This window comes from Streptomyces sp. NPDC059247 (genome assembly GCF_042754005.1).
Taxonomy (GTDB): domain Bacteria; phylum Actinomycetota; class Actinomycetes; order Streptomycetales; family Streptomycetaceae; genus Streptomyces.
This window is the reverse complement of sequence record NZ_JBHYZW010000026.1, coordinates 50,086-61,280: the sequence shown is the minus strand read 5'-3', so window position 1 is coordinate 61,280 and position 11,195 is coordinate 50,086. Positions and strand designations below refer to the sequence as shown.

10 protein-coding genes, 1 tRNA gene and 1 pseudogene are annotated in these 11,195 nt (G+C 72.1%); 8 read left to right on the top strand and 4 right to left on the bottom strand.

The genetic code is table 11. The features are described from left to right. Nucleotides 1-90 precede the first annotated feature (90 nt). Nucleotides 91-999 (bottom strand): glyoxalase, encoded by a 909-nt coding sequence (locus ACFXGN_RS29645; RefSeq protein WP_384865002.1) that lies wholly within the window; start codon nt 997-999, stop codon nt 91-93. 362 nt (nt 1,000-1,361) lie between these two features. On the opposite strand from ACFXGN_RS29645, the gene ACFXGN_RS29640 reads away from it, so the two are divergent. Both ACFXGN_RS29640 and ACFXGN_RS29635 read left to right on the top strand, forming a co-directional pair. Beyond that, nucleotides 1,362-2,030, top strand: coding sequence for a DUF998 domain-containing protein (locus tag ACFXGN_RS29640; protein WP_384865000.1), 669 nt, complete (start codon nt 1,362-1,364; stop codon nt 2,028-2,030). Nucleotides 2,031-2,102: 72 nt separating this feature from the next. Beyond that, nucleotides 2,103-2,315, top strand: coding sequence for a DUF4287 domain-containing protein (locus tag ACFXGN_RS29635; protein WP_384864999.1), 213 nt, complete (start codon nt 2,103-2,105; stop codon nt 2,313-2,315). Between the two features lie 747 nt (nt 2,316-3,062). Here the strand turns inward: ACFXGN_RS29635 and ACFXGN_RS29630 are convergent. Then, on the bottom strand, nt 3,063-3,923 hold the full coding sequence (locus ACFXGN_RS29630) for an SUKH-3 domain-containing protein (protein WP_384864998.1): 861 nt from the start codon (nt 3,921-3,923) through the stop codon (nt 3,063-3,065). A gap of 282 nt (nt 3,924-4,205) precedes the next feature. On the opposite strand from ACFXGN_RS29630, the gene ACFXGN_RS29625 reads away from it, so the two are divergent. The 5 genes and pseudogenes from ACFXGN_RS29625 to ACFXGN_RS29605 all read left to right on the top strand — a co-directional run bounded on the left by ACFXGN_RS29625 (nt 4,206) and on the right by ACFXGN_RS29605 (nt 8,233). Then, the gene (locus ACFXGN_RS29625; protein WP_384864996.1) at nt 4,206-4,499 is read left to right on the top strand and encodes a DUF6928 family protein; all 294 of its coding nucleotides are present in this window, start codon (nt 4,206-4,208) and stop codon (nt 4,497-4,499) included. Nucleotides 4,500-4,565: 66 nt separating this feature from the next. Beyond that, nucleotides 4,566-6,215, top strand: coding sequence for a restriction endonuclease fold toxin-2 domain-containing protein (locus ACFXGN_RS29620; RefSeq protein ID WP_384864995.1), 1,650 nt, complete (start codon nt 4,566-4,568; stop codon nt 6,213-6,215). Between the two features lie 14 nt (nt 6,216-6,229). Beyond that, nucleotides 6,230-6,682 (top strand): hypothetical protein, encoded by a 453-nt coding sequence (locus tag ACFXGN_RS29615; protein ID WP_384864993.1) that lies wholly within the window; start codon nt 6,230-6,232, stop codon nt 6,680-6,682. A 17-nt stretch (nt 6,683-6,699) separates the two neighbouring features. Next, nucleotides 6,700-7,643, top strand: a pseudogene (locus tag ACFXGN_RS29610) (heavy metal transporter CzcB). Next, on the top strand, nt 7,640-8,233 hold the full coding sequence (locus tag ACFXGN_RS29605; RefSeq protein WP_384864992.1) for a flavoprotein: 594 nt from the start codon (nt 7,640-7,642) through the stop codon (nt 8,231-8,233). The pseudogene ACFXGN_RS29610 and the gene ACFXGN_RS29605 overlap by 4 nt, the downstream one beginning before the upstream one ends. Nucleotides 8,234-8,353: 120 nt before the next feature. On the opposite strand, the gene ACFXGN_RS29600 is transcribed toward ACFXGN_RS29605, so the two are convergent. Further along, a tRNA-Arg gene (locus tag ACFXGN_RS29600) sits at nt 8,354-8,426 on the bottom strand. A 302-nt stretch (nt 8,427-8,728) separates the two neighbouring features. Here ACFXGN_RS29600 and ACFXGN_RS29595 point away from each other — a divergent pair. Next, nucleotides 8,729-10,339 carry a dynamin family protein gene (locus ACFXGN_RS29595; protein WP_384865031.1) on the top strand — a complete coding sequence of 537 codons (1,611 nt, stop codon included), beginning with the start codon at nt 8,729-8,731 and terminating at the stop codon, nt 10,337-10,339. Nucleotides 10,340-10,973: 634 nt separating this feature from the next. On the opposite strand, the gene ACFXGN_RS29590 is transcribed toward ACFXGN_RS29595, so the two are convergent. Next, nucleotides 10,974-11,195 (bottom strand): hypothetical protein, encoded by a 222-nt coding sequence (locus tag ACFXGN_RS29590; protein ID WP_384864991.1) that lies wholly within the window; start codon nt 11,193-11,195, stop codon nt 10,974-10,976.

Here is an 11,195-nt window from a genome sequence, read left to right as displayed (position 1 = left end):
CGCTACGGGAGTACGTCACCGACCAGGGCCCTCGGCGGCGCGGGGACCTCCTCCGCCTCCACCTGCCGACGTCCGGCGCAGGTGAGGGGCCTACTCGGCCGGGTGACGGTCGGTGTCGCGGGGACCTTCCCCGGTCGGCCGGAGAGTGGTGCCACGGGCGCTCTCCTCGGCGGCCGGGGAACGGTCGGCACCCCCGTGACCCTCCCCGGCCCGCTGACGTTCTGCGTCGGTGGCGTCGGTGGCGTCGGTGGCGTCGGTGGCGTCGGTGGCGTCGGTGGCGTCGGTGGCGTCGGTGGCGTCGGTGGCGTCGGTGGCGTCGGTGGCGGTGAGCGCGGTGAGCGCGGTGAGCGCGGTGAGCCGGTGGCGCCACTCGTCGACGCCTTCGTCCTCCTCCAGGACGGCCGCCAGTTCGATCAGGGTGGCGAGGGCCCTGGTCACGTCCACGGGTGGGGCGGTGGCCTCGTGCCGACGCAGGGCCGTGGTGAGCACCCGGAGCGCGGCGTGGTCGTCGTTCTTGAACTCGGAGAGGATCCGGGCGTTGTCGAGGGCCTTGGCCAGGCCCGTGAGGCTCTTGGAGCCGCCGTACTCCAGCTCCTCGGGCTCGTCCCGCTGAATGAAGAGGAGCGAGTTCCCGGACGGGTCGACCAAGGTGAACCGGCTCGCCCCGGGCCGGAAGCGGGTGATCCTGGGCTGCCCCTTCGCCGGGACCCTGCCGTAGGAGGCGCGCAGTGCCCGGCTGAACTCGGCGTGGTAGGCGCCGACTTCGTCGACCAGGACCAGACAGCAGCCGGACTCCTCCCGGCTCGGGTCGAAGTCCTCCGGCGGCCTCCCGAAGTGCAGCGCGAACCCGCTCCACTCCAGGGCCAGATAGAGATAGGGCCGGGTCTGCTGATACGTGACCGCGAAGCCCAGCGCCCGGTAGAACTCCAGGGTCTCCTCCACCGACGCGCACGGCAGCACCGGCACCGTCGTCTCGTTCGCCCGCGTGATCGCTCCCACCGCAGCCTCCACCACAGTCTCCACCTCTCCGCTCCCGTCCCGGACCGGGACACCCCCGAGGCTGACGCATCGCGCGGTTCTCCGCCTATGGGGTGGTGCGGGTGGTACGGCGCGGCACGGGGGTGCCGACCGATGCCGGGGGACTCCGTACGGGAGCGGGCGCCGCGTCTCGTACCCCTCACCGCCCGGCAGGCGCGGGCCGTTCGGCCGGGCGCCGGAGAGTGCCCCGGCTGAACGGCGGACGCCCGCGCCCGACCCCGTACGACTCCGGCGAGTGACGCGGGTCACAGCCGCCCCGTCGATGACTTCGCCGCCCGGACCCGGTCATACGTACGACAGAAACCGAACGAGGAAGGCCCGACATGACGAGGACGCTCAGCGCCGGTGCCCACGCCGTTCCCACCCCGCGTGACGCGCGGTCGACGGTACGGGGGCCGGTGGCCGGTGCGGTCGTGGCGGGGCCGCTGTTCCTCGGGGCGGGTGTCGCCCAGGGGCTGACCCGTGACGGCTTCGACTTCGGCCGGAACGCGATCAGTCAGCTGGCCCTCGGCGAGGCGGGCTGGATCCAGACGGTGAACTTCCTGGTCGCCGGGGCCCTGTTGGTCGCGGGCGCGGCCGGACTGCGCCGCGCGCTGGGCGGGGGAGCGGGAGGAACGTGGGGTCCCGCGCTGATCGGGGTCTTCGGCGCGTCGTTCTGGGCGGCGGCGGTGTTCCCGGCGGACGCCGGTGCGGGGTTTCCGGCCGGAGCCCCGGACGCGACCACGATGAGCGGTCACGGCTCCGCGCACATGGCCGCCGGGATGATCGGCTATCTCGCCCTGTGCGCCGCCCTGGTCGTCCTGGCCCGCCCGCTCGCCGCCCGGGGCCACCGAGGCTGGGCCGTCGCCTCCCGGCTCGTGCCCGTGGTGGTCCTCGCCGGATTCACGGCCTCGGCCGCCTCCGTCCTGGCCTTCACGGCGGGGGCGGGCCTGGGCCTGGTGGGGCTGGCCGCGGTGGCCGCCCGCCTGGCCGTCACCCCGGCGGACCGCTAGACGGCCGCCGCTCCACCGCACATCATCGACAGCATCAAGATCAACGGAACCGGAACGGAAACGGGGCATCTCATGACCGACGCGGTAAAGGGTCCTGCCAGCTACTTCCCCTCCATCGAGAAGAAGCACGGCCGCCCGATCGCGGAGTGGAAGGACCTCATCCGCGCCTCGCCGCTCACCAAGCACATGGAACTCGTGAACTGGCTCAAGGCCGAACACTCCCTGGGCCACGGCCACGCGAACGCCCTCGTGGCCCACACCCTCGCCGAGGACGCCTCCAAGTAGCCGCCACGAACGCCCGCCCCCGGACGCCCCCGGAACCGAGCCCGCCCGGGCCACCTCCAGGCACCGGAGGAAGCCCCTCGCGCCCGTGGCCGAGCCCGCCCGAACGGGAAGCCGACGGAGGCACCTCCTCGCACCGGTGCGAGCCACCGCCTCCGCCGTCACCGCCAGGCCGGAGGCGAACGGGACGAGCCGTACCCTCACCCGCCCGGCACCCGAGAGCCGGGAGGCGGCGCGAGCCCCGGCTCGATCGTCGAGCGGGAGGGAGATCCGGGTCGTGCCCGGCGCGCGTACTCGTGGGAGAGCACCTTCACGCGGTACGGGCAGGGCCGGGCGGCGGCGGGTCCGGGACGCTCGTACCGCGAACTCGGGGCGCACAGCCTCAGCTCGCGCCCCGGGTGATGGCTGGTGTCCCGGTAGCCACGCGTACTTCCGGGAGGACGTGTGCGGTTCACCATGTTCTTCGCGCCCCCGTACTACGCAGAAATCCGCCCGGGGAAGCAGTCGCCCAGCGGGTCGAGGACGCCGTCCGCCCGGCGACGGGCCGGGGCAGGCTCCGGGCGCACACGGCCACGCCGGAGGACGGCAGTCACCGGACCGATGGCGGCGCCCCAGCCGCTCCCCGGCATGGCACCTTCTACGGGCCCGGCGCCTATCCGTTCCGTACGGTGCCCTCCTCCAGCAAGGCACGGCCGGGTCAGGTGAATCCGGCACGGTTGACGTTCGGGGGCCGGTTCCCCGGAGTCCGGCTCACCCTGGAGAAGGCATACGGACCGGCATGACGCCGAGTACGAGGTTCTCCAGGGCCTCCGGCACGCGGCTGAAGCGGGCCAGCCAGCTGGAGACGACATACAGTTCACCGTTCTCGTCCAGGCCGAGGAACGCGTGGCCGTGGTCGAGTTCGCCGACGGGGAAGAGGTGGTGGCCGATCTCCGCGCTCCATTCGGCGAAACGGTCGGCCTCGCCCAACGCGAGGAGCGGATCCAGATCGAACGGCTCTCGAGCACGCGTGATCCCGCCGCCACCGTGCCCCACCGTCAGCTCGCCGAACTCGCGCAGGAAGCACTCGGCCGCGGCATGGGAGCGGAAACCGTCCTGCTCCAGGCGTTCTGTCCAGGCCCGCGTATCGACAACGCGTCCGGGGCGCCAGCCTGCGTCCCGCAGGACCGTCTCCACCTCGGACAGCCACGCACAAGGCTTCTCCACTCGCGCGATGCCCTCGGAACCCACCAGGCGGGCCGCGAACGCGACGGCCTCGGAACCCACCAGGCGGGCCGCGAACGCGGCGGCCTCCGCGGGGTCGGACGTCGTCAGCCGGACGACGTCTCCTCGCTGTGTGCGGCCCACCACCGAGTACCCGTCGGGACGGGCGAACATCGCAGGGAGCGGGGTGTGTCCCCACTCCTCCCAGTCGTCCCCCGCCGACACGCCCAGCTGCTCCATCGACACCCAGGGGTACATCGCTCCAAGGGTGGCTTCCCCGCGGGCGGCCTCGATCAGGCACCCCAGGGACGGCGGAACCCGTCGATCGTCAGTGGCGTGAGGGCGGTACGTCTCCAGCAGCCGGGACCAGGCTGCCGCTCGGTCGAGCGGCACGCGGGCGGAATTCATGAGCCGACCCTGGCGCCCCGCCGCCAGCTCCGTCAACGGAGAAGCCCGGGCCCGCCGCCCTCCGCGCGACGATCACGACGTGAACGCCCCCGAGAACGTTCCCGCCGCCGCGCGCGCGTTCATGCTCAACGCCTTTGAGACCGACATCCTCCCGGACGTCCGCGGCGATCCGGAGGAGCCACTCGCACCGGCTCCGCCGGGAGAGCTGGCCCCTGTCCTCCTTCCCCTGATCGACAAGGGGTGGACCGATGGGTGCCGCGCCATCCCCTGGACGCTCCGAGCGTGGGCCTTGGCTTCCAGCCCGGTCCGCCCCTCATCCGCGAGGAGAACATCGGCACCCCGTTCCCCTTCGAAACGCCCTACTGGGCGGGTGACCGTCCCGTGGAGTTCGGCCCGGACTGGGACGAGGAGCCGTACGCGCTGCCCTTCCACCCCCTGGAACTGGGCAATGAAGCCCTGCGCGGCTTCTTCGGCTTCCTCCTGGAAGGCCGGCCCTTGTCCGGGGACGTCGACCCGGACGAGGTCCCACTGCTCGGTTTCCGCCTGCTTGCCGACGGCAATGAGCCGAGCAGCTGACATCGCCCGGACGATGGCATCCGCCTGGGATAGGTTGACGATTCACATCTGCAAGGGGGTGCGACGGTGACCGGCCTTGCTCCGGACGTCAAGTTCGTCGCGGAGGGAATGATCCGCGGGTCCATGGGGCTTCTCGACACGATGCGGGGAGCGCGTGACACGGCCATTGCCGTCGGCCACGAACTGGCGAGACAACAGGGGATGGCAGGGGACGACGAGGCTGGGCGAGCCTTTGCCAAGGTGTACGTCTCGGCAGCCTCCGTGACGCTCGACAAGATGGGCTTCAGCTCGTACGTCCTTGGTGAGACGAGCAAGGGGCTGATGCGCAACGCCCGCGAGTTCATGGCCGAGGAAAGCCGACAAGTCTCTGCCTTACTGGGGCGGCAGACCGACCTCACGGCGGGAATGGGCGACCCCGGCGCCGACTGCACCGAGAACTACCTCGGGCTGGGCCAGGAGCTCCCCGAGGTGGTCGGGGAGACCGCCTGGTACGAGCAGTACGCCCCCGGCGGCGGCAGTGACCGCTTCCGCGGCTCGCCGGAGAAGATCCGGGACGTCGCCGACTCCTGGCGTCACGCCGGGGTGCTCATGCAACGCTTCCTGGAGGACGCGCAGGCGTACGCCCTCACCGCGAGCAAGGCACACTCCGGCGAGGCCGCCGACGCCTTCCAGACCTACGTCAAGCACAGCGTCGGCCTCACCTGTCCTCCGGCGAAGGCGGAGGAAGGCGAGCCACTGGTGACGAACCTCGTAGCTGCCTGCACGCAGATAGCCAAGGCATGTGACCGGTACGCCGAGCACGTGGAGGCCGCCAAGGGGAAGATCGCCGGGCGCAAGATGGACCTCTTCGCGGTCGACATGCCCTGGGACCAGCCGATGTTCGGCGGCAACGGATACGACGGCGGACTGCTCGATGCCGTGCTCGGGGACTCCTGGATCCGGGACCTCGGCTCCGTGGGCCACGCACTGGACTCGTCCGCCGCACGCATCAAGCTTCCCGCCGCCGATCCGCCGACAGCGCCCGCCGTCCCCGGACTCCCGTTCCTGCCGCCCCTCGTTCCCGCGCCGATTCCCGTACCCGTCCCGGTCGTCCTCGCGTCGTACGCCGGGCAGGTGCCGACCCTGGCTCCGATGATCAACCCCGTCGACCCGGGTATCTCCTTCGCCGACCCGATTCCGCCGGTCCCTGGGACGACCCGCCTCCTCACCGCGGCAGAGCAGCAGCAGTTCCGCGCGTGGACGAACACCCTCCGACCCGGCGGCCTGGCCGGCGGCGGTGGCCCGGCGGCCCCGGACAACGCCTACCAGCTCCGCGTGGCCGGCTACCCCGAGCGGGAAGTGCCGTTGCTCGGGAGCAAGCGCGGGCTCATGGTGGACGGCATACGCCCCCTCGACGGCCACCTCGTCGAAGCGAAGCACGTACGGGACCCGGACTGCACGAAGAAGAGCTTCCGCACCCTCGACCGGGTCGAGGAGACCCTGACGAAGCCCGTCAAGATCAACAATCAGGGGAGGATCTCATGGGACCCCGTCGTCGACTCCATGTACGCGGGTGACGAGAAGGAGCTCGTCCGCTACAAGCAGGCCATGGCCAACCCCGCCAACAGCGAGATCAGGGGCCTGGAGATCGTGACGAACGGACGGGACAACGCCGTCTACTGGCAGTCCATGATGGCGATGACGGGCACGCCCGGCTCGACGCGGTACGTCCCCTGAGCACAAGGAAGACCATGGCCACGGAACGAAACCTCCGGACGAACTTCGCCTTCTATCCCCCCGAGGGGAACGGCGGAGCCTGGCACGCCACGCTGGACTCCTTGGAGCGGGCGCTGCGAGAGGCATTTCCCGACCCCACCATCGGGCACCGGCGGTCCGGCGTCCACGAGATGACCGTGCTGGACTTCGAGATCGAGCTGGCGCCGGACGTGTGGCTGGACGGCACCGCGGCCATCACCGAGCCCGACTACGCCTACATCACCCTCACTGACGCGACGGCGGACGAAGCCGGTGCCTTCGCCGTCTGGCTGCGCGACTCCTTCGCCCCCGCGCCGAACCTCGTGCGCTTCGCCAGCAGCCTCGCCATGGCGAACGGCGAGGACACTCCCTCGCCGCTGCCGGTCGAAGGGGGCCGCGAAGACATCGGTGACCTGCTGCGCCGACACCTCGACGCATTCGACTACTGACCGCGACCTCTGATCGAATCGCCGTTCACTCCCCGCGCATCGCCTCCCTCACGACCCCGGCCACGCCCGTCACCGCCGCCCATGACGACCTACGCTCACTTCTCCCCGCCCCAGAGCTGCCACCGCCTCTTCGTGGAACGGAGAGATCCAGCCCCTGCGGGACAGGCTCACCACCGCCCGCCGCCTCTTCTGCACCTGCGACTACGCGGAACTGGAGGCGATGCTGCCCGGTCTCATCACCGATCTGCGGCAGGCAGCCGGCGACCATCGCAACGCCGAGGAGACGGCCGGGCTGCTGGCCACCGCGTACCGGACCTCGACGAGTCTGCTGCTCAAGCAAGCCGACCAGGACAACGCCTGGTTGGCGGTGGGACGCGCCATGGCGGAGGCCGAGCGCTCCGGCGATCCCGTTGTCCTCGCTTCCAGCGTCCGCCTCCACGCTCACGTCCTGACCTGTGAGAAGCACACCGCCCAGGCCGTCACCCTCGTCCGCCACACCGCAGGGCAGCTCTCCGGCTCCTACGATCGGCGCTCGTCCCGATACCTCGCCGCCGTCGGCCTGCTGCTCCTACGAGGAGCGACCGCGGCCAGCCGTGGCGGTGACCAGCCCGACGATTGGGCCAACTTCAGCCCGACCAACGTTGCGATCCACGCCGTCAGTGCCTTGGTGTCCTTCGGTGACGCCGGTATCGCGCTGAGCGCCGCAGCACCCCTCATGCGCCGCCACATCCCCGCGCCCGAACGACGAGCAGCGCTCTGGGTCGAAGTCACCCGTGCCTACAGCCAGCAGGGCCGACTCGCCGAGGGCTACCAGGCCCTCCGCATTGCCGAGACCTGTGCCGCCCAGGACGTACGTCGCCCCGCCGTCCGCGGCCTGGTCGCCGACATGGCCGCCCGGGACCGACGACGTACGCTGCCCGAGCTCCACCACTTCAGCCGCCGACTGGGAGTCCCCGCGTGACCGCACAGCCGTTCCTGTACGTCGTCGTCTGCGCTGCTGGCATCGCGGGCGACGCCCACAAGCTGATCACCGCGGCGCAGGAGCGGGGCTGGGGCGTCGGAGTCGTCGCGACACCGCAGGGACTCGGCTTCCTCGACACCGAGGCGATCGAGGCCCAGACCGGCTTTCCGATTCGCTCGGCCTGGCGCAGACCGGGCGACTCGCGCCCGCTCCCGCCCGCCGACGCCATCGCCGTCGCACCCGCCACGTTCAACACCGTCAACAAGTGGGCCGCCGGAATCGCCGACACCCTCGCCCTGGGCATCCTGTGCGAGGCGTACGGGATGGGCATCCCGACGGTCGTCCTGCCGTACGTGAACGCAGCCATGGCCGCACACCCGGCGTACGGCCGGAGCCTGGACCAGCTGCGGGAGATGGGCGTGCTGGTCGGGTCGTACGAGCCGCACCGGCCGAAGGCGGGCGGGGGAGCGGACCGCTTCCGGTGGGAGGAGGCGCTGGAGTTGCTGGACGGCAAGATCGGCAGGGGCAGCGGGCGATCTCAAGACTTCGGGAAGTTTTCGGGAGAACCAGCCAGCAGAGGCTACCTCTGACCGGTTTTAGCCGGGCGGATCCAGCCACTCGACGGATCTCGCCTCGGCGTCCTCCACCTCGGCCCCCGTATCGCTCCCGACCAGCAAAAAGACCCCTCCCGAAGGAGGGGTCCCGCTGTGCGCCCCCGGCAGGACTCGAACCTGCGGCCAAGTGCTTAGAAGGCACCTGCTCTATCCACTGAGCTACGGGGGCCGGGTGGTGGCCGTGTGGCCAGGAGCCCCTTGTGGGTGGGGTGTGGCCTGCCGGGACAAGGATAGGGCTCCGATCACCTTGGCCTGGTTGCTTCACCTGCGTGGCACGATGTGGAGGTTCGGTGAAGCGGAACGATAATCGCAGGCAGGTGCGATTCGCGCAGCGCTTTTTGCCATGCTCGGGGCGGGTGTTGTGCACTCGTTATGCCTGAGCTTCCGGTCACCACCCCTCTCTTCGGCGCGCAGGGCCGTAATAGGCTTCAAAAACACTCATAAATTGGGCATTCTTCGCATGTGGTGACCTTGGACGAACGGCCTCAGCTGATCGACGCACTCTCCGCCCTCCGCGACCGTGTCGCCGCCGTGCGTCTTCCCCTCCCCCTGCCCGGCTCGCCGCGCGCCCGGCAGACCAGGGCCGAGCTGCTCGCCCAGCTCGACGACTACCTCGTGCCCCGGCTGAAGGACCCCGAAGCCCCGCTCCTCGCCGTCGTCGGCGGCTCCACCGGTGCGGGCAAGTCCACCCTCGTCAACTCCCTTGTCGGCCGCCGCGTCAGCGAGTCCGGCGTCCTCCGGCCCACCACCCGCACCCCCGTGCTCGTCTGCCACCCCGAGGACCACCACTGGTTCGCCGGGACGCGCGTCCTCCCGCAGCTCACCCGCGTCTGGCTGCCGCAGACCGACGAGGACCACCACGCCGACGACACACCCCCGCAGGAGAACGCCCTGCGCGTCGAGACGGCCGCCTCCGTCCCCCGCGGCCTCGCCCTCCTCGACGCGCCCGACATCGACTCCCTCGTCGTGGAGAACCGTCTCCTCGCCGCCGAGTTGATCTGTGCCGCCGACATCTGGGTGATGGTCACCACCGCCTCGCGGTACGCCGACGCCGTGTCCTGGCACATGCTCCGTACGGCCAAGGAGTACGACGCCAGCCTCGTCACGGTCCTCGACCGCGTCCCGCACCAGATCATCGGCGAGGTCTCCCGCCAGTACGAGGCCCTGCTCGACCGGGCCGGGCTCGGCGGCGTACCCCGCTTCACCATCCCCGAACTCCCCGAGTCCGCGGGCGGCGGCAGCGGCCTGCTGCCTGACAGCGCCGTCGCCCCCCTCCGGGCCTGGCTCATCCACTGCGCCGAGGACCCCGCCGCCCGCCAGCAGGCCGCCTTCCGCACCGCCACCGGCATCATCGACTCCCTCGACGCGCGCCTCCCCGAACTGGCCGGAGCGGTCTCCGCCCAGTACGCGGCCGCGGGCCGTCTCGGCGGCGCCGTGGGAACCGCGTACGGAACCCAGGGCAAGCGCGTCCGCGAGCAGCTGGCCCGGGGCACCGTACTCGCCGGGGACGCCCGCACCCGCTGGCGCTCCTACCCCCGCGACAGCACCGCCGACGAACTCCTCGACGCCCTGACCGAGTCCCTCGCCGCCCTCCTCCACTGCGCGGTCTCCGCCGCCGGGGAACGCGTCCGCGACGCCTGGCGCCGCGAACCCGCCGCCGGAGCCCTCGGCCCCGCCCGCGCGGGCGGGGGCCGCGACACGGTGGAACGGATCGGGGTGGAGGTGCGCCGCTGGCGCCGCGTCCTCGAAGAGCTGGCCGAGGAAGAGGTACGGGACGTGGAACGGCCCCCCTCCTCCCGTGCCGCCCTGCCCGACGCCGAGACCGTCGCCGCGCTCCTCGCCGCTTCCCTCCTCGGCGGCCGTCGCGCCCGGCCCGCCGGTGAACGCCTTGCCGAACTCCTCGGCGCCCAGACCGCCCTGCGACTGCGCGACAAGGGCGGCGCCCTCGTCCTGACCTACGTCGACCGGGTCCTGCACGCCGAACGCGACCTGCGCCTCGCGCCCCTCGAAGCACTCGACGTGACCCCCGAGCCGCAGGCGGAGCTGATCGCCGCGCTCTCCGTACTGCAGAAGGAGAAGTGACGTCGTGGACGCGGACGCCGGTGTGGATGCGGGTGTGGACGTGGATGCGGACCTGGGACCGGGCGGTGGGTACCGACGCGGGCGGGACCCGGGCCGGGACGGATACGGGCACGGAGCCGAGGCGGGGGGCGAGGACACGGGCGGCGGCAGCGATGAGGAGAAGGGTGAGAGCCGGGCCGAGGGCAGGGAGGGAGGGGAGAACGGGGCCGTGACGGATCTCGAAAGCCCCAGCCCCAGTTCCAGCCCGAGCCCCAGTCCAACCCCCCGCCCAGGCCCCAGCTCAGGCCCAGGGCGCCGGAGCGGGGACACCCTGAGCGGGGACACCCGAAGCCAGCCGCCCACCACCCGGACCCCCACCACCCGGACCCCCACCACCCGGACCCGCCCCGCCAGGACCCCCACCACCCCGCCCCCGGACCGCGCGGGTCCCCCGGAGCGGAATCCGGGCGGACGGGACTCCCGGGACCCCGGTACTCCCAGCGCCCCGGGCACCCCCGCCCGGGACGGCGCTCGCGACGGCGACCGGGACGATGGTCGCCGGGACAACGGTCGCCGGGACGGCGGCCGAGACGGCGGTCGCTGGGACGACGGGCTCATCGCCCGCCGCGCCGCCGAACGCGCCCCCGCTCCCGCCTCAGCCCCCGCCCCCGACGTACCGACCGGTGCCGGGGAGCCGCAGGAGCCCGACACCCTGCCGCCCCTCGGGGGCAGCTACGGCGGCCCCCTCCGTACCCGCCTCGACGCCCTCCACGAACTCGTCGGGCTCTCCCGTACGCGGGTCGACGGCGAGGCCCTCGCCGAAGCCGGGCGGGTCCTCGACGAGGCCGCCGCACGCCAGCGCCTCTCCTCCCGGCAC